Raw genomic sequence first — 25,970 nt, forward strand, 5'->3', positions numbered from 1 at the left:
ATAGATCATAACGGATAAACAAATAGTGATTTTGTTTGTTGGTGCTGAAAATGTAATAGGAGTGTGGGATGCATGGAGTTTACGGAAACGTTTTGGGATGCTTCGTTAACGGAATTAAAGCAAGGGTATATAGAAAATTCCACATCGTATAATTGTTTATTATGCGGTAAACAAATTGAAAAAGGTGTCATTTATCCGTACGAGAATGCATTGTATGAAGCGGAGCGATTTATGCATGTGCATATCGAACATTCGCATCAGTCGGTGTTTGCGTATTTGCTTGAACTCGATAAGAAATGGTCAGGCATTACCGATCATCAAGGTGATCTGTTGCGTTTATTCTATCAAGGAAAAAGCGATAAAAGTATACAGGAAGAATTGGAGATTGGCAGTGCGACGACTGTGCGGCATCATCGCTTTGCATTAAAAGAAAAAGAACGGCAGGCGAAAGTGTTCCTTGCGATGATGGAATTATTGAAAGAACGTGAATTGTACGAGCAGGCGTTTATTCCACCACATAAAGCATCTCAGTTATTCCACGATGATTATTTGGTTGCCGAGGAAGAGCAGCAAGCGATACTACGGACGTTTTTCCCTGAAGGAAACGACGGCCAGTTAAAAGAGATGCCGGCGACAGAAAAGCAGCGGAGAATTATTGTCCAGGAAATTAGTAAGCGCTTTGACGGAGACATTTCGTACAGTAAACATGAGATGAACGATCGGCTTTCGGAAATCCATGAAGATTTCATTACACTTCGGAATTATTTAATTGAATACGGCTATTTCGGTCAGACGCGCAATGGCAGTCAATATTGGCTGAAGTGAGTTGCTTGCAATCCTTTTAAGGTTTAGAAAATGTCGAGGTGGGAAGACTAGGAGTAATCGCGAAAGGAGCGGAAATAAATGACTGCAAAAGACACAGTACAGAAAATCTTGGATGAGAGCATGATAGGAACGATGGCAACGGTGGACAACAATAAACCGTACAGCCGGTATATGACATTCATGAGTGATGGTTTGACTTTGTATACACCTACTAATAAGAAAACGGAAAAGGTGGATGAGCTCGAAGATCATCCTTATACGCATATTCTTCTTGGCTATGAAGGCGAAGGATTTGGTGATGCATTTGTGGAGTATTCGGGTCGTGTCACGATTTCCGATGACGAAAGCTTAAAAGAGAAGATCTGGAACGATCATATGAAGGCATGGTTTGATGGTCCTGAAGATCCGAATTTAGTTATTTTGAAAATTGAACCAGAGGCGATTCGTTTGATGAATAAATCAGGCCAACCCCCTCAAGATATTTCCCTGTAAATAATTACTATATTATAAAAGTATACCTGAATAGTATATCCCGAAAGTGAGAGGTCGCACTCTGATTTTCGGGGTATTTTTGTTTAGTTGGAGAAATCACCACAAATACACGCAAATTCCGCGAATTTCCATTGCTTGAACGCAATAAATGGGGGTATACTACTCATAAGAACATGTGTTCCTTTGAGAGGTGAATACCATATGAAACCATTACCGAATAGAAAAATTGCGTGCCTCGATATGCGCAGCTTCTACGCGAGCTGTGCCGCGGCAATGGAAGGACTCGACGTAATGGAAGTGCCGATTGCGATTGTCGGCAATATCGAAAGAAAAGGCGGTGTCGTACTGGCTGCTTCGCCGCCATTGAAAAAGCGATTTGGTGTGACGACAGGTATGCGTCTATATGAGATTCCGGACGATCCAAGCATTCGTTTAATTGAACCAAAAATGCAGTTTTATATCGATGTGTCGATGGAATTAACGAGGTTGTTGAACCGCTATGTGCCAAAAGAAGCGATTCATGTGTACAGTATCGATGAAAGTTTCGTCGACTTTACGGGTACGGAAAAATTGTGGGGACCTCTTGAGACGTTGATTTTCCGCATTCAGGATGAGTTGTACCGGCAATTTGAGTTGCGTTCAGCGTGCGGAGTCGGGCCGAATATGTTGCTGTCGAAACTTGCACTAGATCTAGAAGCGAAGAAAACGGGGATTGCGTATTGGACGTATGAAGATGTACCCGAGAAGCTATGGCCTGTTGCCCCGCTTCATAAAATGTGGGGCATCGGCAAGCGTGTGGAGCGGACACTTGAAGATATGGGCATTTATTCAGTCGGTGATCTCGCGCACACGCCGCTTGAGAATTTGGAGAAGAAGTTCGGTGTGATGGGTAATCAACTCTATTATCATGCGCACGGTATTGATTATTCCGACCTCGGCTCCGTGTTAATCGAGGGGCAATTGAGTTACGGCAAAGGCCAGACATTGTTGCGCGATTATACGAAGACTGACGAAGTGTTGGCCGTCATGCTTGAGATGTGTGAGGATACGGCGATGCGCGCGCGGCTTGCGAAAAAGAAAGGGCGCACGATTACGTTGTCGTTCGGTTATTCAAAGCACGCGTTAGGTGGCGGTTTCAATCGTCAAAAAACATTGCCAGAAGCGACGAATGAAACGATGGCGATTTATCGCGTCTGCCTGGAGTTGTTTGAAACGTTCCATGACGGGCGTCCCGTGCGCCATATTTCCGTCAGTTTGTCGAATCTCGAAGAACATGACAGTTTTCAACTCAGTTTATTTGAACCGATGAACTGGAAGCAGCAGAAAATCGGTCAGGTGATGGATGAAATTCGCGTGAAGTATGGATCTGCTGCTATTCTTCGCGCAGTGTCCGTTACGCCAGGCGGTACCGCATATAGAAGAAATCAATTAATCGGTGGTCATTATAAATGAAAATCAGTCGAATTACGTCGTATAGTCTCACTATATAGAAAGGATTTATTTCAAATGCTGAAATATCCCAGTTCCGGAACTTTCGATATGCTAGAAGTTTTGCTAAACTCAAATAGCGAGCATTGTAAAAAATACTGCAAGAGAAGTGGTGCAGAACAAAGGAGGAAAGCCAGTGAAAGTATTACTGGATTTACGCTGGTTTTTTTCTGAGAGAAAAAAACAATACAGCATAGGGATCACAGCCCTGATGATTGTTGCGTTACTGCAACTGGCACCGCCGAAAATTATCGGTTTTATTGTCGACGCGGTCGCGAAAGATGAATTGACCGCAGAGATGCTGACACGCTGGATGATTATTTTGGCAGTAGCGGGAATCTTGATGTATGTCTTGCGCTATATTTGGCGCGTGATGATATTTGGCTCATCGGTATACCTCGCCCGCGTCATGAGAGAGCGTCTATTCACACACTTCACGCGCATGTCGCCTTCATTTTATCAGCGACGACGTGTCGGAGATTTAATGGCACACGCAACGAATGATATCAATGCGGTGCAACAAACGGCAGGGTCAGGAATTCTGACACTCTTCGATTCGATTTCGACAGGTGGTTTCGTCATCTTGATGATGGCATTTTCGATTAGTTGGAAATTAACGCTGATCGCCCTTCTACCGATTCCGGTGATGATCATCCTGACAAGTTATTATGGACGGTTATTACGTAATCGATTCCGTGTGGCGCAGGAAGCATTCTCCGATTTGAACGACAAAGCACAAGAGAGTATTTCAGGTATTAAAGTGCTGAAGACGTTTGGTCAGCAAGAAGAAGATGTCGAATCGTTTACGAAACGCTCCGAACAAGTCGTCAAGGAAAATATGCGCGTAGCGAAAGTGGATGCGTTGTTCGATCCGACGATTGCAGGGATTTTTGCGATCTCATATGTTCTATCCTTTTATTTCGGTACACGCTTCATTTTATCAGGTGAATTGTCGATCGGGGATTTGGTCGCGTTCACTTCCTATTTGGGACTGTTAACATGGCCGATGCTAGCAATTGGTTTCCTATTCAATATTGTCGAACGAGGAAATGCATCGTACAGCCGAATTCAAGATTTACTTTCGATTGAGCCTGGCATTCAAGATCGTCCGAATGCGGTGAGTCAATTACCGCACGGAGATATCGTCTTCGATATCGATACGTTCAAGTTCCCAGACGATAAGCGGGCATCATTGCGTAATTTACACTTTACGATCAAGCAAGGGGAAACACTTGGCGTCATCGGGAAGACGGGTTCAGGGAAAACAGCGATTCTCAAGTTATTAATGCGAGAATTCGAAGGGTATTCAGGAACGATTACGTATGGTGGCATTCCGATTACGCGATATAAGAAGGAATGTTTGCGCCAGGCAATCGGTTATGTACCGCAAGACCATTTCTTGTTCTCGACGACACTTGGTGAAAATATTGCCTTTACGAACCCGAAGATTGATCCGGAGAAAATTGTGGCGGCTGCGAAATCCGCGCATATTCACGAAGATATTCTGACGTTTGAAGAAGGCTACGAGACGATGGTTGGAGAACGTGGCGTATCGTTATCCGGTGGACAGCGTCAGCGTGTGTCGATTGCGCGTGCGTTGCTCATGGATCCGGAGCTATTGTTGCTGGATGATTCATTGTCCGCAGTAGATGCTCGGACGGAGGAAGCGATTCTTCGTTCATTGAAAGAGGAAAGAACGGGGAAGACGACCATTATTACGTCGCACCGCTTAAGTGCTATTCAGCATGCTCATCAGATTATCGTTCTCGATGAAGGCGAAGTCGTCGAAATTGGCGATCATGAAAGCTTAATCGCACAAAACGGGATATATAAAGAAATGTACGATCTGCAACAGCTAGAGTCGATCGTAGAGCAAGGGGGCGGCGCAGATGAATAACAAACAGAAGATGTCCGCCAGAGATCAGTTCAACACGTTCGTGCGGCTAGCGAAATACGTCTTACCAATGAAGAAAAGTGCATTGATTGCAACTCTATTATTGCTGTTGACGGTGACATCAACGATTCTTGGACCCCTAGTGATTCAGCGATTCCTCGATGACTATGTCGTACCGCTAGATTTCCCAGCGAAAGAAGTATGGATCATCGCACTAATTTACATCGGACTACAACTCGTCAATATTGTCGGGTCGTATTTCCAAACATTGCGGTTTCAGGAGCTCGCACTCGCGATCATCCAGCAAATCCGGATCGATGCATTCTCGAAAGTCCAGAAGTTAGGACTACGATACTTCGATCAGACACCTGCTGGCGGAATCGTTTCACGTGTAACGAATGATACGGAATCGATTAAAGAAATGTTCGTCAGTGTGGCAGTTACGTTCATGCAGGCGATCTTCGGAATTGTTGGCGTCTATATTGCGCTCTTCACGCTAGACGGGAAACTTGCGCTCTATACACTGATCCTGTTGCCACTATTCCTAATTCTCGTATCGGTCTATCGCTATTATAGTGCAGACTTTTATCAGGATATCCGGGAACGACTAAGTGAGCTGAATGCGAAAATCTCCGAGTCCTTATCCGGTATGGACATGATTCAGGCCTTTCGCCAGGAGAAGCGTTTGTCTGACGAATTCATCGAAGTCAATGAAGGACATTACCGCGTCGGACTGCGAAATATTCGTTTCGATAGCTTGATGCTTGGGCCATTCATCGACTTGATGTATGCCTTATCGATCGTTGCGGTACTTAGTTATTTCGGAACGGCATCTCTTACGTCGGTCGTCGACGTCGGGATTATCTATGCGTTCACTACGTTGCTAAGACGTCTATTCCAGCCGATCAATCAAGTGATGCAACGTTTGTCGATGTTCCAGCAAGCGATCGTCTCTGCGTCACGAGTATTCACGCTAATCGACAATCCGGAAATTGAACCGAAACAAAAAGCAGTATCTACTCAGAAGATTCAAGAAGGTACGATTGAATTCCGTAATGTAACATTCAGTTACGACGGTAAAAATGATGTACTGAAAGATATTTCCTTTACCGCGAATGCAGGCGAAACGGTCGCACTTGTCGGTCATACGGGAAGCGGAAAGAGTTCGATCATCAATCTATTTATGCGTTTCTATGAATACGAGCGCGGCGACATCTTCATTGATGGCGTATCGCTAAAAGAGTATCCAATAGAAGAATTACGGAAGAAAGTAGGACTTGTCCTGCAAGATCCGTTCATGTTTTACGGTGATATCGCAAGCAACATCCGTCTGCATAACGAAGAGTTGACGGATGAAGATGTGCGGGAAGCTGCAGAGTTCGTCCAAGCCGATCACTTTATTGAAGAGTTGCCAAACGGCTACGAACAGAAAGTGACAGAACGCGGTTCGACGTTATCAAGTGGACAGCGTCAATTGATCGCGTTCGCACGGACGATTGCGATGAACCCGAAAGTTCTTGTGCTCGACGAAGCGACAGCGAATATTGATACGGAAACGGAAGTTGCGATCCAGAAAAGTTTAGAGAAGATGCGTGAAGGCCGTACAACGATTGCGATCGCTCACCGTCTAAGTACGATCGCCGATGCAGAATTAATTCTCGTACTTCATCACGGCGAAATCGTCGAACGTGGGACACACGCAGAGTTGCTTGCACAAAAAGGCTTGTATTACACGATGTATGAATTGCAAAACGGCGCACAAGCGTAAATTTGCGCGATTGTCAAAAAGATTTCACAATCAAATGGAGCGTAATCTAGCCTCTTGTTTGGTACGATAGAGTGGGAATGTTGGCGTTCGCCGGCATTCTACTTGTCCTACTGTTAAAGGAGGAATTTTGTTGGGGACGGATGTTAATATTTTCTTTGCGTTTGGAGCAGGTTTCCTGAGTTTTATTTCTCCATGCGTACTGCCACTATACCCGGCCTTTATATCGTATATCACCGGCATGTCACTGGATGAACTCGGAGATAAGAAAAAAGGAATGAACCGTGCAGGCATGTTGCACACGCTGTTCTTCCTACTTGGATTCTCGATCGTATTCATTATTTTAGGATTCAGTACGTCCTTTATCGGATCCATCTTCTTGCAATATCAAGATTTGATTCGTCAGGTAGGTGCGATTTTCATCATCATCTTCGGACTGATGACGATTGGATTATTTAAACCAGAATTTCTAATGAGAGAGAAAAAGCTCCAATTTAAAAATCGACCTGCGGGTTACTTCGGTACAGCGCTGATCGGTCTAGCTTTTTCCGCTGGATGGCAGCCATGTATGGGACCGATCATCGGTGCCATCATCTATCTAGCAGCGACGAACCCGGCATCTAGTATGTTGTATATGATGCTCTATGTACTTGGTTTCGCGATTCCATTCTTCTTCTTGTCATTCTTCATTACAAGAATTGGCTGGATCCGCAGACACAGTATGAAGATTACGAAAGTAGGCGGCTACTTGATGATCGTGTTCGGTATTATACTGTTCTTTAATGGAATGGTCTATTTCACAAGTTGGCTTAGCCCAATATTTGGCGACTTCCAAGGCTTTTAATGTAAACTGGTAAGCAGAAAAGAGGTGTATGATGAAAGAAATTACTTCTTTTGACGAGTGGCAGCATGTATTGAATGAGACGCCGCAGTTTCTGTTGTTCGTGAAGACGAATAACTGCTCCGTCTGCGAAGGACTTTATCCGCAGGTGGCGGCACTTGAAAGCGATTATCCGTTTAACTTCTACCGCGTGAACGCAGCGGAAGTTCCGGAAATGGCTGGACAATTGTCACTCTTTACAGCGCCGGTCGTCTTATTATTTAACGAACAGAAAGAGTTGACGCGTTTCGCACGGATTGTTCCAATGAATGATCTGAAAAAACGCCTCGATGAGCTGGTGCAGTGGGGGAACACAGATGCATAAAATACAAGAACTGATAGATTATGTCTTCACAAGTATTCCATCCATTTACTTGATTATCGGTTCGACGGTAATTTTCGTCGTGATGACAACAATCGTCTATACGATGCGAGCCAAGGCGTCAAATAAGCCGATTCTGGCGAAGAAGATCATCTTACCGCCATTGTTCATGTCGACGGGGATGTTCATGTTCTTATTCGACGAGTTCCGTGTACCATGGACGCAAGTACTCGAGGCGAGTCTCGTCGGTATACTATTTTCTGCGTTTTTGATTTATACGACAACGTTCGAGATGAAGAACGACAGAATTTATATGAAGAAGTCGAAAGCATTCCTGATCATCTTGCTTGGCTTGCTAGTCATTCGCATGGTCGGCAAGATCGTCCTCAGTAACACGATCGATATCGGCGAGCTCGGCGGCATGTTCTTCATCCTCGCATTCTCGATGATTTTGCCGTGGCGAATCGGTATGTTGGTGAAGTATAAGAAGCTTGAGAAGAGTATGTAGGAAAGAAGTCGTCCTTGTGACGGCTTCTTTTTTTATGCATGGAATGAAGGGGGAAGGCAGGGGCTAGGGGTAGGGATTTGCGCTCTAGGCGGACGCGTTCTGGAGAGGCCGCCTTCAAGTGCAAAGATATGCTCCTAACGTTCCGCTTTTACTCGCAATGTAAGTGGAAGATACTTTTTATTGCGCATTAAAGTAAGTGTTGAAATCCATTTTGAACTTCAGTACTTGAATTTAAATAAGTTAAGACACAACAATAATTCACACACTGACTTCAGTGAGCGATCTAAGTGCTAACACTATTAACGTAGGATGGAAGCGGAAGCTGGCGACTCCTGATGGATCAGCTCACCGCGAGCCCATAGGAAGCGTCCGCCAGCTGGAGCTTCCATCCCATGACGTATCCCCCTAACTCACTGAACTTATGAACTTGAACTAAATACTCAAATCCACACAAAAACAGGACGCCCCATCAATAGGGACATCCTGTTTTTTCATACTCACGTAAATAAATGCTCATACGGCTGAATATCAATTTCCATCTGATTAAGCTTCTTGCGCAAGAAGTTATGGTCGCGCTTTGGCGTAGCCAGAATATAACCTTTGATAATATGATCAAACTCAATAGTTTTGGCGCGGTCTTCTAACGCAATCTCACCGATCTTGGCACCGATCTTCTGCTTCGCCACGTCGCGGAACAACTCCGGCACAGGCGTAACGAGTTCGTTGAGCATACTCTTCGCCTCGTCATTCCATAAATGCAACGACTCATTGACGTAATGCTCTTCCCAATCCAGTGTCGATTTTCCGTCTTCTTTCGGCAATACTTTGAGGAATTTCCGGAACATAAAGAATCCACCGATAGCGAATAAGCCGATCATCACAATACCCCAAAATATAATAAACCACATAAATAGGTCTGGCACGGTTTTTTCACCTCTTCCATTCTATCCTCCATTATAAAAGCAATTGAGAAATATTTCACTAACAAAGTATCCTTTTCATGATTTCTGTCTATATAGCGGATGAAAGGAGGTGATACACATGGCAGCATCATTAGAATTCAGTCAGGCTACGGCTAGGATCCACTTTAACGCAGGCGTTAACGAGAAAGGTCACTTCATTCACAAGATTAAAACGTACAAATTCATCAATGATGACGCAACACCAGCAAATATGTACACCGCTTTGACACAACTGGCTTCATTATCAAGCTACCCGTTTATTCAGCTCGAGAAAGTTGTAACAGAAGATATTCATAACTAAAACCGTACAGGAGGAGAGTGCATATGGCAAAAGTATTAGAATTAACATTTTTAACCGCGGCGAATAAGCCCGTGAAATTAACGGTGGATGAACCGCATGAAGACCTTACGGAAGGGCAAGTCGAAGCCGCTATGCAACAAGTGATCGCAAGCAATATCTTCCTCATTGAAGAATCTCCACTCGCTACAATCAAAAGTGCACGAATCGTTGCACGTGATACACAAAACATCGTCAGTCGATAAGTTGCGGCCGGTTTTCAGTCACGTACTGGAAGCCGGCTTTTTCATTGAATGAAAACTAGAGAGGGGGAGTGAACAATGGAGGACTGGCTACAGCTTATACAAGATGTCGGATTCCCGATTTTCGTATCGTTTTATCTACTACATCGTTTGGAAGTGAAGTTAGAAGCGATTCATGGCGTTCTCTCGGATATCAAAAACAGATAACTTCATAGGAACTTCATGATTCGGACAAGATTTAGCCAAAATGGGGGACGTCTTCACCTTGTATGAGGTGTGAACTTTCGTTATGATAAAGTAACTATTACAAGGTGGAGGAATCGAAAATGTATAAAAAGCTTTTGGTACCGTTGACACTTATATTCGTGCTGATGTTGAGTGCGTGTGGTGGCGGTTTTAAACCGGACCATAAATACAAAGTGGATTCATTTGAATTTACTAACCAAAACAATGAAACTGTAACCGATGAAGATTTGAAAGGCTCCATATGGCTGGCACAGTTCGTATTCACGAAATGTACAACCGTTTGTCCGCCAATGATGAGCAATATGGTCACGTTGCAGGAAAAATTGATTGATAATAATATCGAGGATTACAACATCGTGTCATTCAGTGTAGACCCGGATGTGGATACACCAGAAGAACTTGCGAAGTATCTCGACATGTTTAGCGCACCGGATGAAAGTAAATGGCAGATGCTGACAGGATACGATATGAAGACGATTGAAAAAATAGCGGCTTCATCATTTAAACAATTAGTGAAACAAATTCCTAACGATGATCAAGTCATCCATGGTGTCTCTTTCGGCTTAGTGAATCAGAACAATGAAGTAGTAAAATTGTATGGTGGGAACGAAGATGTAGACTATGATACAATCGTAAAAGACATAAAAGCACTCATCAAAGAAGGCAAGTAATCAACAGAAGGGGTGAGGCAATGAAGAAATTAAAGAAAAAGAGGCTGAGTCGATCCGGACGCGTTATGGTCGCTTTTTTGGTTTTATTAGTACCTGTTGCTGTCACACTCTTTACGATTTCCGCCATTCTTTGGGTGAATTTCGGAAAACACGACACCATCACAGAAACTGCTACGGCGTTATTTCATATACAAGACCGTAAAACTGGAGAAGCCGTCCCGCAGGAATTTATTCCAATCTATATTGAAGCAGCAAAAGAATACAATATTCCTTGGACATTGCTTGCAGCGCATCACCGCATTGAGACCAGGTTCTCTACAATGAAAACTGACGTTTCGCCTGTTGGAGCGGAAGGACCGATGCAGTTCATGCCGTGTACCTTCGTTGGCTGGGATTATCCTGGTTGTAAGGAGTTAGGCAAGGGAGATATTCCTGAACGCGACAAGATTGATCCTGCTGTCATCGAGCAATACGGCGGCTACGGTGTCGATGCAAATGGTGACGGAATAGCGGATCCATTTGATATAGAAGACGCCATCTTCAGCGCCGCGAATTATCTATCGGATAGTGGTGCAGCTGACGGAGATATACAGAAAGCTGTTTTTACTTATAATCACAGCGATCAGTATGTAGAAGATGTATTGTGGTACTATAATGAGTTCGAAGAGCAACGCATAGCATCTGAGAAGCAAGTGAAGAAATAAAACGTAGAGTCCACCGAATATGGTGGCTCTGCGTTTTTTATTTTCTTTACGTTTGAGAACTGCAGAAACACGGGAGGCGTAATGAGCGGTTACAAGGCGTATGTGAGCGGATATGGACCGTGATAGAGCGGTTGCCAAGTAGGATAGAGCGCTTCACGGTGACCATAGAGCGGTTACGCATGAACTATGAGCGCTTAGCCGAATTAATGAGCGAAAAAGCGAAATTGCAAGACCTTCATTTACAAAACAAAAAACGTGAAGATCACCGAATGGCATCTTCACGTTTTAATGTTTAGTTTTATGAAGCTTTACGCATACTCTTCATAATCAAGCTCACAATGAATACAAGTACGATCGCACCGATTAGCGCTGGTACGAAATAGAAACTTGAGATCTGTGGACCCCATTCTCCTAATAGTGCACCACCAATCCATGCACCTACAATACCTGCAATGATGTTACCAATAATACCGCCGGGAATATCTTTGCCTAAAATAAGTCCAGCTAGCCAACCAATAATACCTCCGATAATTAAGAACCATAAAAAGCTCATGTTGCTCATCTCCTTTTCAAATTGTTATGTAGCTCTCGCTTAGTATTGGTATTACCATCTTTTTAATACCTCAAACATTTTTCGAAAAAAAGTTCAGACAGGAAAAATACCTGCTGAATTTTTGTATCGTTTTATTTGGCTAAAACGGTTGCGCCCAATGTGTTTTGGAAGTGGGAGAGAGCCCAGTCGTGGCCTGCAGCATTGAAACTTGCGACACCGCCTTCGTGGACGACAATCGTGTAACCGAGGTTGTACGCATCGACTGCAGTATGTAAAATGCAAATATCCGTACATACACCCATAAGATGAATTTCTGTAATGCCGCGTGCACGCAATTGGATATCGAGGTCTGTTCCGGCGAATGCACTGTAACGTGTTTTATCCATCCAGATCATTTCCTCGTTCTGTTCGGTATAGAGATCGTGCAGTTTCCCATAAAGATTTCTGCCTTCCGTGCCTCGAATATTGTGAGGAGGGAATAGCTTGCTTTCAGGATGATATTGATCATTTTTTTCATGCAGGTCGTTGATGACGAATACTGGCAGTTGTTGTTTCAAATAAGCTGCTGTCTGATCCACGATATACTCCTCTAGCGCGATACCTGGTTCACCGCAAGTCAACGCGCCTTCCTTATCTACAAAATCCACTGTATAATCTACAACGAGTAACGCTTTCTTCATATAGAACAACTCCTTTTCTTTATTTTTTCATAGTGGCGGCTCGGTGTCTAAACATATGTAAAGACATCTTTAGCATTATTCATCTACATAAATACATAAAATTATAATAAAAAATAAAATATTTTAATTAATTATTTTACCAATAAGATATACAATAAATGTCATAAACGGCCTATTTACGAGTGAAATGCGCGCTATTTGAGAATGCAAATGACTAATTGAGAATTCTTAACGATATTTCGATTAGTCATAAGCTTTTCTTATGTATACCTATAAATTATATGTATTTTACTATTGTTCTTTGATATACTAAGATGGAATAGAGGAAAGATGTAAACTTTTCGTCTTTCAGTACATAAAGGGAGGAAACATAAAAATGGCAAAGAGCAATTTGCATAATAGCCGTCAGTCTTTTACAGTAAACGACAAGACGTATAACTACTACCGTTTGAAAGCTTTAGAAGAAGCAGGACTAACAAAAGTATCGAAACTTCCTTATTCCGTAAGAGTATTACTAGAATCAGTACTTCGTCAACACGACGGATACGTAATCAAGGACGACCATGTTGAAGATTTAGCTAAATGGGGCACTGTACAAAACGCAGACGCTGAAGTTCCATTCAAACCTTCACGTGTAATCCTACAAGACTTCACAGGAGTTCCTGTTGTAGTGGACTTGGCTTCACTGCGTTCTGCAATGAACGAACTAGGTGGAGATCCAAACGAGATCAACCCTGAAATTCCAGTGGATCTAGTAATTGACCACTCAGTACAAGTAGATAGCTATGGTACGCAACAAGCTCTACAACTGAACATGGAACTTGAATTCGAACGTAATGCTGAGCGTTACCAGTTCTTAAGCTGGGCACAAAAAGCATACGATAACTACCGTGCAGTACCACCTGCAACTGGTATCGTTCACCAAGTAAACCTTGAATATCTTGCAAACGTTGTTCACGCTGTTGAAAACGAAGATGGATCATTCGAAACATACCCTGATACATTAGTTGGAACGGACTCCCATACAACTATGATCAACGGGATCGGCGTACTTGGATGGGGCGTTGGTGGTATTGAAGCGGAAGCAGGAATGCTTGGACAACCTTCATACTTCCCAATTCCAGAAGTTATCGGTGTAAAATTGGTTGGAGATCTTCCAGACGGAACAACTGCAACTGACTTAGCGCTTAAAGTAACTCAAATCCTTCGTGCACAAGGTGTTGTAGGTAAATTTGTTGAGTTCTTCGGCCCTGGCGTTTCTAAATTGCCACTTGCTGACCGTGCGACAATCGCAAACATGGCACCTGAATACGGTGCAACTTGTGGATTCTTCCCAGTTGACGAAGAGTCACTTAACTATATGCGCTTAACAGGCCGCGACGAAGAGCACATTGCAGTAGTGAAGCAATACTTGATCGAAAACGATATGTTCTTCACTCCTGAAAAGGAAGAGCCGACATTCACTAAAGTTGTAGAAATCAACCTTAGCGACATCGCTGCAAACCTTTCAGGCCCTAAACGTCCACAAGACTTGATTCCATTGACTGAAATGCAACAGTCGTTCAAAGACGCAGTTGTAGCTCCAGAAGGAACACAAGGCTTTGGCTTAACTCCAAAAGAGCTTGAGAAAAAAGGCACAATTAAGTTCGAAGACGGACGTAAAGTGGAGCTTAAAACAGGTGACGTTGCGATCGCAGCTATCACTTCTTGTACAAACACATCTAACCCTTACGTTATGTTAGCGGCTGGATTGGTTGCGAAGAAGGCTGTTGAAAAAGGACTTACACCTCCTGCATACGTTAAAACTTCATTGGCACCAGGTTCAAAAGTTGTTACTGGCTACTTGAACGAATCAGGTCTATCTGATTACATGGATCAAATTGGATTCAACACAGTAGGTTACGGATGTACTACATGTATCGGTAACTCTGGTCCATTGCTTCCAGAAATCGAAAAAACAATCGGTGACGAAGATCTTCTAGTTACATCTGTCCTTTCAGGTAACCGTAACTTTGAAGGCCGCGTACACCCATTCGTTAAAGCGAACTACTTGGCTTCACCTCCACTAGTTGTGGCATACGCACTAGCTGGAACAGTGAACATTGACTTCGCAAAAGATCCAATCGGAACGGACAAAGACGGTAATGAAGTATTCTTCAAAGACATCTGGCCTTCTACACAAGAAGTCAACGATGTATTGAACGCTACGGTTACACCTGAATTGTTCCGTAAAGAATATGCTCGCGTATTCACTGAAAACGAAGCATGGAACGCAATTGAAACGACTGACGATTCTCTATACGATTTCGATGAGTCTTCAACATATATTCAAAATCCACCGTTCTTCGAAAACCTTTCGAAAGAACCTGCGGATATCGAGCAGCTTAAAGGCTTGCGTGTAATCGGTAAGTTCGGTGATTCGATCACGACTGACCACATTTCACCTGCTGGAGCGATCGGCTTAAATACACCTGCTGGAATCTACTTGCGTGAAAATGGCGTAGAGCCACGTAACTTCAACTCTTACGGTTCACGTCGTGGTAACCACGAAGTCATGATGCGCGGAACGTTTGCGAACATTCGTATTCGTAACCAAATCGCAGCTGGCACTGAAGGTGGATTCACTACGTACTGGCCAAACAAAGAAGTTATGCCGATCTATGATGCAGCTATGAAGTATCAACAAGACGGTACGGGTCTAGCTATCCTTGGTGGTAAAGACTACGGAATGGGCTCTTCACGTGACTGGGCAGCAAAAGGTACAAACTTACTTGGTATCAAGACAGTAATCGTAGAAAGCTTCGAGCGTATTCACCGTTCGAACCTAGTGATGATGGGTGTACTTCCACTTCAGTTCATCAATGGTGAAAACGTTGAGTCTCTAGGCTTAACTGGCGAAGAAGAAATCAGCGTCAATATCGCTGAAGGCGTAAAACCACGTTCTATCCTTAAAGTTACAGCGAAAGCTCCAGACGGCAAGGAAACTGAATTTGAAGTACTAGCTCGTTTCGACTCTGAAGTTGAAGTGGACTACTACCGTCACGGCGGAATCCTTCAAATGGTTCTACGTAATAAATTAGCAGCAAAGTAATACGGAATAAATGAGGGTGCCCGGCATTGCCGGGCATCTTTTTTGCGTATTTTACAAGTACAATAGCGAAGAAATAGTGAAAAACATTGCGTAGGCGCTCATTAATTCGCCTAAGCGCTCATAGTTCATGCGTATCCGCTCTATGGTCACCGCGAAGCGCTCTATGATACGAGGCAACCGCTCTATCGCAGTCCGTATCCGCTCATACCCAACTTGCAACCGCTCATAAGGATGTTCTAAATGCTCTATAACAACAATCTACCGCTCTATCACAGTCCGTATCCGCTCATCCCCGACTTGCAACCGCTCATAAGGACGTCCTAAGTGCTCTATAGCAACTATCTACCGATCTATCATAGTCCGTAAACGCTCATAGCCTCACTTCACTTCTCATTATGAACTAGAAAGCGCAAATCCCAAACGCGACTCTAACTATACTTTCGACCCCATCATAATGTCTATCACAAGCAATCCACTTTCCCATTCGCTATACTAGACGATGAGGTGATCACATGTTTACCAGTGAAAAAGAAATCGAAGTACGATACGCAGAAACCGATCAGATGGGCGTCGTTTACCATGCCAACTACTTAGTTTGGATGGAAATCGGCCGCACCACGCTGATCAAAGACCTTGGATACGAATATGCGCAGCTCGAACGTGAAGGCTACCTAGCGCCTGTAACAGAGCTGTCAGTGAAGTATAAGGCGGCGAGTACATATGGTGAGACCGTTACAGTCAAAACATGGGTGGAGTCGCACGGCAAGCTACGGACGGTCTATGGCTACGAGATCTTACATGCGGATGGATCGATTGCGGCAACGGCCGTGACGGAACACGTCATAGTCAAAAAAGAAAATTTCCGCCCGGTATCGTTGCGCAAAATTCATCCGGAATGGGACGCGGTGTATACAAAAATCCAGCGAGGCGAAAGCTGATGGCATTCGGAATTAATCGCCAGCAATTAAAAGAGTGGAAAAATGCGGTCCGACGTGAGGAAATTGCGTTTTTGACACATTATTGGCTAGACGACCGGTTTCCGACAGTAAATACAGTCACAAAAGCGGGATGCAGTAATGTGGAAAAGCTCATACAGTGGGGAAGACAGTATGGTTTGCAACCGGAATGGATCCACGCACGCGAAGAATACCCACATTTTGATCTGCTCGGCGAACGTCAAGTGGAAATTCTAAAGCAAGAAGGGCAATTACATCAATTAACCCAATTAAAAAATGGTAAGCATAACTCTCTATAGGAGTTGTGCTTACCATTTTATTTGTCATTTACGCTACTTGATAGTCAAAGGATAACTCTTTCGTTGACGTATCCACATCAATATGCAGGTCATGTCCATCGAAGAACCAAACATCGCGTTCTTCTACGTAATAATGCACATCATTCACAATGGTTTCGACTGCCAGTTCATCCGGCTCTTCTTTCGTAATCCCTATGGAAAAGCCTTCATGCAACGGGCTCGATCCGCCATAACGCGCGAAAAATTTCACATAATCGCCTGCAGCGACTTCCATATCTTCTTCAAACCATTGAATTGCTAGTTCGGATAGGTGAATATTCATGCTTTATACATCCTTTCCAGTGGATAAACCTATAACCATTTCACTTTCGGCTCGGTCCCATTTTTAATTCGACTAATATTGTCACGATGGCGATAAAAAATGAAGAAGCCCATCAGTGCGACGACTAAAAATAAATACAGGTCGCCACCCATAAAGTAATATATGAGACAGTATAGTGGTCCCAAGACCGACACGATGATGGATGTTAACGATACCATCTTCGTTAGTTTTAATGCAATTAAAAACGTAATGACGACCAATAAGAAAATCGGCCAATTAAAGCCAAGTAATACACCGCCAGAAGTCGCAACGGCTTTTCCGCCCCTAAGTCCTGCGAAAATAGGGAAGATGTGTCCAAGAACTGCGACGACTCCAAGTATTAATGGATGAATCGCTGTATCGTGGAAGAACGGTAAAAGCGGTAAGAGGACAGCTGCTGTTCCTTTGAAGATGTCCAGCAGTGTGACAACGATGCCAGCTTTTTTTCCAAGTACCCGAAATGTATTTGTCGCGCCCATGTTTCCACTGCCATGCTGTCTAACATCCGTTCCATAAAAAAGCTTGCCGATCCAGAGAGCGGAAGGGATGGAGCCAAGTAAATAAGCTGCCAGAATGATAACGTAATTTTCCATAGTGAACCCCTTTATGCATGATAAACAATTTTATTATTAGTGTAGCAGATGCATAAGTTCTGGACAATAATAGAATTCTAGAGGAAGATGAAGAACAGGCGAAAAAAGGAATTTGCGCATAAATCGTTCGGCGCGTTGTCATCGTTTGCTCGTTGCATTCCGTACATTTCTTCTATACAATAGGTTGAGCTGAAACAAAACGTTGATTTGACAAGGTTTATCAGAAGATGTATGATTAAAATAACAGAACATTTGTTTGACGGGGGTTTCATTTTGACGAAACAGAAAATACAAAATACGTATGATGATAGTTCCATTCAAATTTTAGAAGGCTTAGAAGCGGTACGGAAAAGACCGGGAATGTACATCGGTTCGACCGATACGAGAGGTCTGCACCACTTAGTCTACGAAATCGTCGATAACTCGGTGGATGAGGCGCTGGCAGGCTTCGGTAACGAGATTGATGTCACGCTCCATAAAGACGGCAGCATTAGCGTACGAGACTATGGACGTGGTATGCCGACGGGGAAACATGAGTCAGGGAAACCAACTGCTGAAGTCATTATGACAGTATTGCACGCAGGTGGAAAGTTCGGGCAGGGCGGCTATAAAACGAGTGGCGGCTTACACGGTGTTGGGGCATCCGTTGTCAATGCATTGTCCGAGTGGCTCGAAGTGACGATCTACCGTGACGGCAAGAAATTTCTTCAGCGCTTTGAGCACGGTGGTAAACCAGCTACGACACTTGAAGAAATCGGTAAAACTAGAGAAACAGGAACGATGATCCATTTCAAACCGGATACGACGATCTTCTCTACGATTAAATATCAATACGACACACTGGCAGAAAGATTGCGTGAGTCCGCTTTTCTATTGAAAGGTTTAAAGATTACGCTAAAAGAAGAAGGCACGGACAAGCAAGATATCTTCCATTACGAATCCGGTATCGAAGCATTTGTTGCCTATTTGAATGAAGAAAAAGAAGTACTGCACGACGTAGCGTACCTCGAAGGTGAAGTTGACGGCATTGAAGTCGAATTTGCGTTCCAGTTCAGCGATGGCTATGCCGAAACGATTCTTTCATTCGTCAACAATGTTCGAACTAAAGACGGCGGAACGCATGAAACCGGTGCAAAAGCTGCGATGACACGTGTGGTGAATGAATACGCACGTAAAGCGGGCTTATTGAAGGAAAAAGATAAGAATCTCGATGGCTCTGATATTCGCGAAGGGATTGCGGCAATCGTTTCGGTTCGTATACCGGAAGAAATCCTGCAATTTGAAGGGCAAACGAAAGGGAAACTCGGTACTAGTGAAGCACGAACGGTGACAGATGCCGTCATTTCGCAAAAAATGCTGTATTTCCTTGAAGAAAATGCGGAATTGAGCGCAAATCTTGTCCGGAAAGCAATCCGTGCCCACCAAGCACGTGAAGCCGCACGAAAAGCGCGTGAAGATGCGCGTTCAGGAAAGAAACGTAAAAAATCCGATACATTGTTGTCTGGTAAATTATCCCCGGCACAATCCCGTAACGCTGCGAAGAATGAATTATACCTCGTGGAGGGTGACTCAGCCGGCGGTTCAGCAAAACAAGGTCGTGATCGTACGTTCCAAGCAATTTTGCCGCTCCGTGGTAAAGTCATCAATACGGAAAAAGCGAAACTCGAAGACATCATGAAAAATGAAGAAATCAACACGATTATTCATGCAGTTGGTGGTGGAGTGGGTGCTGATTTCCAAATTGAAGATGCTGCGTACGACAAAGTCATCATTATGACCGATGCCGATACCGATGGTGCGCATATTCAAGTGTTGCTCTTGACGTTCTTCTATCGCTATATGAAGCCATTAATTGAAGCAGGTAAAGTATATATCGCACTGCCGCCTTTATTTAAAGTATTTAAAGGTACCGGTAAAAGTGAAAAGCTTGCCTATGCGTGGACGGATGATGATCTTGAAGAAGCTATCGAAAAAGTTGGAAAAGGCTATATGCTTCAACGCTACAAAGGTCTTGGTGAGATGAATGCTGATCAATTATGGGAAACAACCATGGATCCATCGACACGGACGTTGATTCGTGTAACGATTGAAGATGGAGCGAAATCCGAGCGTCGCGTGACCACATTGATGGGAGATAAAGTCGAACCACGTCGTAAATGGATTGAAGAGAATGTCGATTTCGGCTTGATTGAAGAACATAATATTTTAGACAATGCATATATACATGTTGAGGGGGATACGAAATGACACAGTCAGAAACGTTTCAAGATCTGCCCTTGGAAGAAGTAATTGGTGACCGTTTTGGGCGTTATAGTAAATATATTATCCAGGACCGTGCAATTCCAGATGCGCGGGACGGATTAAAGCCGGTGCAACGTCGTATTTTGTATGCGATGTTCCATGAAGGCAATACACATGAAAAAGCGTTCCGTAAATCCGCAAAAACCGTCGGTAACGTAATCGGTAACTATCACCCGCACGGTGATACGTCCGTCTACGATGCAATGGTCCGGATGAGTCAGTCATGGAAACTGCGTCATGAAATGATAGATATGCAAGGAAATAACGGTTCGGTCGACGGAGACTCCGCGGCCGCAATGCGTTATACCGAAGCTCGACTGTCTGCTATTGCGAGTGAAATGTTGCGCGATATTCGTAAAGAAACAGTCGATTTTGCCTTTAACTTTGATGATACGGAACTTGAACCCACTGTCTTACCGGGGCGTTTTCCCAATTTGCTAGTAAATGGTTCTACAGGTATCTCTGCTGGTTATGCGACTGATATTCCGCCTCACGCACTGCATGAAGTCATCGATGCGGTCTTAATGCGCTTAAAGAAGCCGAACGTCACCGTAGATGAGCTAATGACGGTCATTCCTGGGCCAGATTTCCCGACAGGTGCGATTATTCAAGGAACAGATGGAATCCGCACTGCCTATCAAACTGGCAAAGGGCGTTTCATTATTCGCGCGTTGTGGGAAATCGAGCAGTTAAAAGCAGGTAAATCTCAGATTGTCATTACAGAAATCCCGTATGACGTCAATAAAGCCAATTTAGTGAAGAAGATGGATGAACTGCGCCATGACCGTCGATTGGATGGTATTGCGGAAATTCGTGATGAATCCGACCGTACAGGCATGCGGATCGTAGTCGAGTTGAAGAAAGAAATAGACGGCACAGCCATCATGCAGTACTTATTGAAGCATACAGATCTACAGATTACGTACAACTTCAATATGATCGCTATTGCGGGCAGACGTCCGATGTTAATGTCACTACCCATGCTTCTTGATGCGTATATTGATCACCAAAAAGACGTCATTACACGACGTTCCAACTTCGATATTCGAAAAGCAAAAGAACGACTACATATCGTAGATGGCTTAATGAAAGCTTTATCGATCCTTGATGAAGTCATTAAGACAATTCGCGCGTCAAAAGATAAAAAAGATGCAAAATTGAACTTGGTCAATGCATATGATTTCACTGAAGTTCAAGCAGAAGCCATTGTTTCATTGCAACTCTATCGATTGACGAATACCGATATTACGGAATTAAAACGCGAGGAACAAGAACTCCGTGATTTGATCAAAGAGTTAGAAGCGATCCTGGCAAGCGAGGCTAAATTGATATCTGTTTTGGTAAAGGAACTGAAAGGGATCCGCAAGCAGTTTTCTGAGCCACGTCGTTCTGTCATCGAAGAAAAAATTGAAGAGTTGAAAGTAGATCTCGATATCCTAATTCCTAGCGAAGAAGTCATGGTATCCGTCACAAAAGGCGGCTATGTCAAACGCACCAGTATGCGTTCTTACTCCGCATCAGGTGGAAAAGGCCAAGAAATGAAGGAATACGATTATAATCTAATCGAATCTCCCATGAATACACAGCATCACTTGCTGTTGTTCACATCATTCGGTAATTACATCTACCAACCGGTCCACGAGCTGCCAGAGATCCGCTGGCGTGATTTAGGGCAGCATTTATCTAGCATTTGCGGACTCGAGCCAGGCGAAGAGCTAGTGGACGCGATCGCCCTTGAGAAATTTGATGAAAATAGCAGTATTTTGACTGCTTCATCCAATGGGAATGTAAAAATCTCGAAACTGACGGACTTCCAAGTGCAACGTTTTAACCGTACATTCAAAGCAATGAACGTCAAAAAAGACGATCGATTGGTGGGGGCACGGGTTATAACGGGTAAAGAAGACGTATTATTGGTAAGTAAACAAGCCTATTCACTTCGATTTGCCTTGTCAGAACTCGCGATTACCGGTATCCGTACAGGTGGCGTCAAGGGAATCAATCTGAAAGCCGAAGACGAGCTTGTGGCGTTTGAAGTGATTACAGAGCAAGCACGCAATGTATTTGTAGCTACACAGCGTGGAACCATCAAAAGAATGAACATTTCAGAGTTCGAGACAAGCTCTAGAGCGCTTAGAGGTGTCACGATCATTAAAGAGCTAAAGTCCAATCCATATCGAGTGGTAGATATGAAGCTTGTGAAAGACGAAGAAGAGTTCGTGATTCATACGTCTAAAGGTCTAAAGATAGAGGTTGAGCCGATGTCGATAAAAAATTCTAATCGTCAGTCTACAGGAAGTTCTGTAGTGGACGAGGCGAAAGACGGACAGATTGTGCAAGTGGTGACGGTAAAGAAGGATAGAAAGTAACTAATAAGAGAGCGTCCCCTGAAGTTACATAACTTCAGGGGACGTTTTTTGCTTTGTTTTACGTTTAAAATCAAGTATTACAGGCTTCAGCCTCTATTAGTAACCTCGCGATAAATATTACACAAACCATGCACGATAACCCTTGAATTCCACAAAAAAGCGCCCATCCCTCTCCGAAGTCGCGGCCATTTAGCACGTAAGTCGGGTCTATCATGACTAGTCAGAAAATAATAAATGTATAAAACGTTTACACAGCAAGCACTGAGCGGCCGCTCAATTTATAATTCCACCCCTAATAACATTAATTATTTAATGCAAAAAAGAAAATGTAATGGAAAACCCCTTTTGCTATGATTCTACTCAAGCAAGTAAATAGAAAAGTTGATAAGAAAGCGTAGAGGTGAAGAGATGATGAAAATGATGAATGAAGTACTACCATCGAATATTGAGCTGGATCCCTTATTCAACCCAAAAAGAGTTGCCGTACTAGGTGCTTCGGAAAACACGAACAAAATTGGTTACTTGCAATTGAAAGCGCTACTAGACGCAGGCTTTGAAGGCGAGATCTACCCCATCCATCCTACAGCGAAAGAGATTGGAGAATTGCCTTGTTACACAAGCGTAGGCGACACCCCGGAACGAGTCGATTTGGCTATTCTCTGTGTCGGCATAAATCAAGTAGAGAAATGTTTGATCGATTGCGGTGAAAGCGGTGTCAAGGCGGCGATTGTCTTTGCATCCGGCTACTCGGAGATTGGCGAAGAAGGAATTATTGCACAAAACCGCCTGAAAGAAATCGCTGAACAATACCATATGCGATTGATCGGTCCAAACTGTGTAGGTCTACTCAATACAACAAATGGCTTGATGGGGACATTCTCTCCAGGACTTACGAATGTGCCGCTTGGCAAGAAACGTGAAGTGGGATTTGTTACGCAAAGTGGCGCGTTTGGCGTGTTGACATATATTGCAGCAGCTCAACATGGATTGACGTTTAATTACTTCGTCAGTGTCGGCAATGAAGTCGATGTAAGTTTCTCCGATGTTATTGAATACATGTTGCATGACCCAAAAACAAAAGTAGCAAGCGGTTATTTGGAAGGCGAGAAAAACGCAGCCAAGTTACGGAAACTAGCGAAATTCGCACTTCAAATCAATAAACCGATTGTCATCATGAAGTCCGGACGAAGCAGTGCAGGCAGTCGTGCAGCGGCATCACATACCGGCTCATTGGCAGGTGCTGATAAAGTCTATGACGGATTCTTCAAGCAAGCCGGTATTGTGCGTGCAGACGATTACGATGACATTCTTTCATTCTCTAAATTATTCTTGGCCAAAAAACTCCCGACAGGCAAAAATACAGTGATCGTCACGAGTTCAGGCGGCAGAGGAATCAACGAAGCGGATCGTTGTGAATCGTACGGATTAAACATCCATGCGCTAAGCGATAAAGTGCGAAAAGAAATTGAGAAAGACATTCCTGATTTTGCAAGCGCTTCCAACCCGGTTGATTTAACCGCAGCCGCATCGATCACCAATCCGGAATTGTATCTCGCACCTTTAAAAGTACTAGTCAATGATCCTGATACGGACATTATCTTATTTCCTGAATTCCCTATTCACTGGGATGAAAACACGCCACTTCTTCAGGAATTCGTCGAGATCTGTAAAAACTCGGATAAGTTCGTGTTGATATCGAACTTCCCGCTAAAAGGCATGTCGATCCCTAAAGGTGTCCAGTATCTTGAGGACAACGGCATTCCATTCATTCTCGGTGACATGAATCCGATCCGCTCGCTTGCAAAATTAGTGGATTACGCAGAAGCGTATAGAAAAGCGCACAAGATCAATGATGAGCCTGCAAGAAAAGAACTCGACGTATCGAATATCCGCCACCTGTTACCGGCAAATCAAACATTGAGCGAATCGCAATCTAGCGAAATCCTCTCCGAATACGGTATCCGCACAACGAAGCGAATCACTGCCAAGACGGCGGACGATGCAGTACAAGCTGCGAACAACATGGGGTATCCAGTCGTCATGAAAATCGATTCACCTGATATTCCACATAAGACGGAAGTTAACGGCATCCGATTGAATGTCCAGAACGGCCAAGAAGTACGCCAGGCGTTCAAAGAAATCTATGACAGTGCGAAAGAACATTGTCCGACAGCGAACCTTCACGGGATATCCGTCCAGGAAATGTTGCCTGAAGGCGTGGAAGTCATCGTCGGTGTGACGAGCGATCCGACATTCGGTCCCGTCATTATGTTTGGTCTCGGCGGTGTCTTTGTAGAAGTCTTCAAAGATGTATCATTCCGTGTCGCACCGATCACAAGACAAGATGCGATCGATAAGATGGAAAGCTTGAAAGGCTATCAAATCCTACAAGGTGTACGCAATAAAAAGCCCGTCGATCAAGAGGCCATCATCGACGTGTTACTGAAAGTTTCTAGATTAATTGAAGACTACTCGGATATCATTCAGGAAATAGACATTAACCCGTTAATCGTTTACGAAGACGGAATTGTAGCGGCAGATGCATTGATCATCACCAAATAAGAGGAGGATGGAAAATGGACTTGGATAAAAGCGTTATAGGCTTAACGAGTGACGAATACGTGTTTGAAGTCGAAAGTCGGCATGTCGGCCAATTCGCCACTGCCATCGGAGACGACAATCCACTCTATACAGACGACAGATATGCGAAGGAGTCGGCATACGAAGGGCTAGTTGTCCCGCCGACATTCCCGATTGCGATGAACGACGGCAAAGTAGAAATGCCAGTGCAGCTCGACCACCGCCGGATGTTGCACGGTGAGCAGGAATTCCTATACTACAAACCGATCCGCATAGGAGATCAACTACGCTGCCAGATCAAAGTAAGCGATCTGTATGACAAAGAAGGAAAGAGCGGCAAGATGCAGTTCTTGAAGCTCGATACGGAAATGAAAGACGAAGCGGGCGAACTGGTCTGTATTAGCCGAATGAATATCGTCTATCGCGCAGCGAAAAACTAATTGGAGGAACTTTATATGATCAAAGATTGGGTGTTGGAAGAATTGACCGTGGATCAGAAACTTGAACCGATGGTAAAGTCGCCGATTACGAAAGTGCAGCTAGCACAATATGCAGGTGCTTCTGGGGATTTCAACCCGTTGCATCTGGACGATGGTTTTGCGCAGAAAATCGGAATGGATGGTGTTATAGCGCACGGTATGCTCGTAATGGGTTTCCTTGGGGAGTACGTGATGAAAATTGCTGGCAAGGAAGCACGCGTCGCAAACTTTAAGATGCGTTTCGGCAAAATGACGGTACCGGGTGATGAAATACGCTGTTCGGGTGTAGTCGAACGAACATATGAAGAAGATGGCAAGAGGTGCATCGCACTGGAACTGACGGCCGAGAAAGTATCGGGAGAAGTTGTTGGAGCAGGCAGCGCCATCTTGCAACTGACATAAACAGACGTG

Annotated in this window: 27 protein-coding genes; 22 read left to right on the forward strand and 5 right to left on the reverse strand. The window is 43.9% G+C overall.

Going from position 1 to position 25,970, the window contains the following annotated elements; genetic code table 11:
• Positions 1–72 precede the first annotated feature (72 nt).
• The 8 genes from H605_RS0108255 (at position 73) to H605_RS0108290 (ending at position 8,174) form a co-directional block, all read left to right on the forward strand.
• Entirely contained in the window at positions 73–825 is a 753-nt protein-coding gene (locus H605_RS0108255) for a DUF2087 domain-containing protein (RefSeq protein WP_029053783.1), read from the forward strand.
• A 78-nt stretch (positions 826–903) separates the two neighbouring features.
• The gene (locus H605_RS0108260; protein WP_029053784.1) at positions 904–1,317 is read left to right on the forward strand and encodes a pyridoxamine 5'-phosphate oxidase family protein; all 414 of its coding nucleotides are present in this window, start codon (positions 904–906) and stop codon (positions 1,315–1,317) included.
• 201 nt (positions 1,318–1,518) lie between these two features.
• Positions 1,519–2,769 (forward strand): Y-family DNA polymerase, encoded by a 1,251-nt coding sequence (locus H605_RS0108265; RefSeq protein WP_037561769.1) that lies wholly within the window; start codon positions 1,519–1,521, stop codon positions 2,767–2,769.
• 172 nt (positions 2,770–2,941) lie between these two features.
• A complete protein-coding gene (locus H605_RS0108270; RefSeq protein ID WP_029053786.1) occupies positions 2,942–4,702 on the forward strand; it encodes an ABC transporter ATP-binding protein in 1,761 nt (586 codons plus the stop codon).
• A complete protein-coding gene (locus tag H605_RS0108275; RefSeq protein WP_029053787.1) occupies positions 4,695–6,467 on the forward strand; it encodes an ABC transporter ATP-binding protein in 1,773 nt (590 codons plus the stop codon). Before H605_RS0108270 ends, H605_RS0108275 begins: the two co-directional genes overlap by 8 nt.
• 130 nt (positions 6,468–6,597) lie before the next feature.
• On the forward strand, positions 6,598–7,308 hold the full coding sequence (locus tag H605_RS0108280; protein WP_029053788.1) for a cytochrome c biogenesis CcdA family protein: 711 nt from the start codon (positions 6,598–6,600) through the stop codon (positions 7,306–7,308).
• Positions 7,309–7,339: 31 nt separating this feature from the next.
• The gene (locus H605_RS0108285) at positions 7,340–7,669 is read left to right on the forward strand and encodes a thioredoxin family protein (protein ID WP_029053789.1); all 330 of its coding nucleotides are present in this window, start codon (positions 7,340–7,342) and stop codon (positions 7,667–7,669) included.
• Positions 7,662–8,174 carry a CcdC family protein gene (locus tag H605_RS0108290; protein WP_037561771.1) on the forward strand — a complete coding sequence of 171 codons (513 nt, stop codon included), beginning with the start codon at positions 7,662–7,664 and terminating at the stop codon, positions 8,172–8,174. Before H605_RS0108285 ends, H605_RS0108290 begins: the two co-directional genes overlap by 8 nt.
• A gap of 497 nt (positions 8,175–8,671) precedes the next feature.
• Here the strand turns inward: H605_RS0108290 and H605_RS0108300 are convergent, their stop codons facing one another.
• Positions 8,672–9,082 (reverse strand): DUF2621 domain-containing protein, encoded by a 411-nt coding sequence (locus H605_RS0108300; protein WP_037561795.1) that lies wholly within the window; start codon positions 9,080–9,082, stop codon positions 8,672–8,674.
• 133 nt (positions 9,083–9,215) lie between these two features.
• On the opposite strand from H605_RS0108300, the gene H605_RS17615 reads away from it, so the two are divergent.
• The 6 genes from H605_RS17615 (at position 9,216) to H605_RS19220 (ending at position 11,593) form a co-directional block, all read left to right on the forward strand.
• Complete coding sequence (locus tag H605_RS17615) at positions 9,216–9,437, forward strand: DUF1659 domain-containing protein (RefSeq protein ID WP_037561773.1); 222 nt, start codon at positions 9,216–9,218, stop codon at positions 9,435–9,437.
• A gap of 23 nt (positions 9,438–9,460) precedes the next feature.
• Positions 9,461–9,679 carry a DUF2922 domain-containing protein gene (locus H605_RS0108310; RefSeq protein ID WP_029053792.1) on the forward strand — a complete coding sequence of 73 codons (219 nt, stop codon included), beginning with the start codon at positions 9,461–9,463 and terminating at the stop codon, positions 9,677–9,679.
• A 75-nt stretch (positions 9,680–9,754) separates the two neighbouring features.
• Positions 9,755–9,883, forward strand: coding sequence for a YvrJ family protein (locus tag H605_RS18630; RefSeq protein WP_081657891.1), 129 nt, complete (start codon positions 9,755–9,757; stop codon positions 9,881–9,883).
• A 119-nt stretch (positions 9,884–10,002) separates the two neighbouring features.
• Positions 10,003–10,593: an SCO family protein gene (locus tag H605_RS0108320; protein ID WP_029053793.1), complete on the forward strand. Its 591-nt coding sequence runs from the start codon at positions 10,003–10,005 to the stop codon at positions 10,591–10,593.
• Positions 10,594–10,613: 20 nt separating this feature from the next.
• Positions 10,614–11,297, forward strand: a complete 684-nt coding sequence (locus tag H605_RS0108325; protein ID WP_029053794.1) for a lytic transglycosylase domain-containing protein — start codon at positions 10,614–10,616, stop codon at positions 11,295–11,297.
• Between the two features lie 131 nt (positions 11,298–11,428).
• On the forward strand, positions 11,429–11,593 hold the full coding sequence (locus H605_RS19220; protein ID WP_211225427.1) for a hypothetical protein: 165 nt from the start codon (positions 11,429–11,431) through the stop codon (positions 11,591–11,593).
• 2 nt (positions 11,594–11,595) lie between these two features.
• On the opposite strand, the gene H605_RS0108335 is transcribed toward H605_RS19220, so the two are convergent.
• Complete coding sequence (locus H605_RS0108335) at positions 11,596–11,850, reverse strand: GlsB/YeaQ/YmgE family stress response membrane protein (protein ID WP_029053795.1); 255 nt, start codon at positions 11,848–11,850, stop codon at positions 11,596–11,598.
• Positions 11,851–11,981: 131 nt separating this feature from the next.
• Positions 11,982–12,530, reverse strand: a complete 549-nt coding sequence (locus H605_RS0108340; protein ID WP_029053796.1) for a cysteine hydrolase family protein — start codon at positions 12,528–12,530, stop codon at positions 11,982–11,984.
• 376 nt (positions 12,531–12,906) lie between these two features.
• Here H605_RS0108340 and acnA point away from each other — a divergent pair, with 376 nt between their 5' ends.
• The 3 genes from acnA (at position 12,907) to H605_RS0108355 (ending at position 16,876) form a co-directional block, all read left to right on the forward strand.
• On the forward strand, positions 12,907–15,621 hold the full coding sequence (acnA, locus tag H605_RS0108345; protein WP_029053797.1) for an aconitate hydratase AcnA: 2,715 nt from the start codon (positions 12,907–12,909) through the stop codon (positions 15,619–15,621).
• A gap of 512 nt (positions 15,622–16,133) precedes the next feature.
• On the forward strand, positions 16,134–16,559 hold the full coding sequence (locus tag H605_RS0108350; RefSeq protein WP_029053798.1) for an acyl-CoA thioesterase: 426 nt from the start codon (positions 16,134–16,136) through the stop codon (positions 16,557–16,559).
• Complete coding sequence (locus H605_RS0108355) at positions 16,559–16,876, forward strand: hypothetical protein (protein WP_029053799.1); 318 nt, start codon at positions 16,559–16,561, stop codon at positions 16,874–16,876. Before H605_RS0108350 ends, H605_RS0108355 begins: the two co-directional genes overlap by 1 nt.
• A gap of 28 nt (positions 16,877–16,904) precedes the next feature.
• Here H605_RS0108355 and H605_RS0108360 read toward each other — a convergent pair whose 3' ends face one another.
• A complete protein-coding gene (locus H605_RS0108360; protein WP_029053800.1) occupies positions 16,905–17,198 on the reverse strand; it encodes a HesB/YadR/YfhF family protein in 294 nt (97 codons plus the stop codon).
• Positions 17,199–17,227: 29 nt separating this feature from the next.
• Positions 17,228–17,830 (reverse strand): glycerol-3-phosphate 1-O-acyltransferase PlsY, encoded by a 603-nt coding sequence (plsY, locus tag H605_RS0108365; protein ID WP_029053801.1) that lies wholly within the window; start codon positions 17,828–17,830, stop codon positions 17,228–17,230.
• 231 nt (positions 17,831–18,061) lie between these two features.
• Here plsY and parE point away from each other — a divergent pair, with 231 nt between their 5' ends.
• From parE to H605_RS0108390, 5 genes are all read left to right on the forward strand, one after another.
• Positions 18,062–20,077, forward strand: coding sequence for a DNA topoisomerase IV subunit B (parE, locus tag H605_RS0108370; protein ID WP_211225428.1), 2,016 nt, complete (start codon positions 18,062–18,064; stop codon positions 20,075–20,077).
• A complete protein-coding gene (gene parC / locus H605_RS0108375; RefSeq protein WP_029053803.1) occupies positions 20,074–22,500 on the forward strand; it encodes a DNA topoisomerase IV subunit A in 2,427 nt (808 codons plus the stop codon). Before parE ends, parC begins: the two co-directional genes overlap by 4 nt.
• A gap of 408 nt (positions 22,501–22,908) precedes the next feature.
• Positions 22,909–25,062, forward strand: coding sequence for an acetate--CoA ligase family protein (locus H605_RS0108380; protein WP_232321226.1), 2,154 nt, complete (start codon positions 22,909–22,911; stop codon positions 25,060–25,062).
• 14 nt (positions 25,063–25,076) lie between these two features.
• On the forward strand, positions 25,077–25,520 hold the full coding sequence (locus H605_RS0108385; protein ID WP_029053805.1) for an FAS1-like dehydratase domain-containing protein: 444 nt from the start codon (positions 25,077–25,079) through the stop codon (positions 25,518–25,520).
• A 15-nt stretch (positions 25,521–25,535) separates the two neighbouring features.
• Complete coding sequence (locus H605_RS0108390; RefSeq protein WP_029053806.1) at positions 25,536–25,961, forward strand: MaoC/PaaZ C-terminal domain-containing protein; 426 nt, start codon at positions 25,536–25,538, stop codon at positions 25,959–25,961.
• Positions 25,962–25,970: the final 9 nt, after the last annotated feature.

The organism is Sporosarcina ureae DSM 2281 (assembly GCF_000425545.1).
Classification (GTDB): Bacteria; Bacillota; Bacilli; order Bacillales_A; family Planococcaceae; genus Sporosarcina; species Sporosarcina ureae.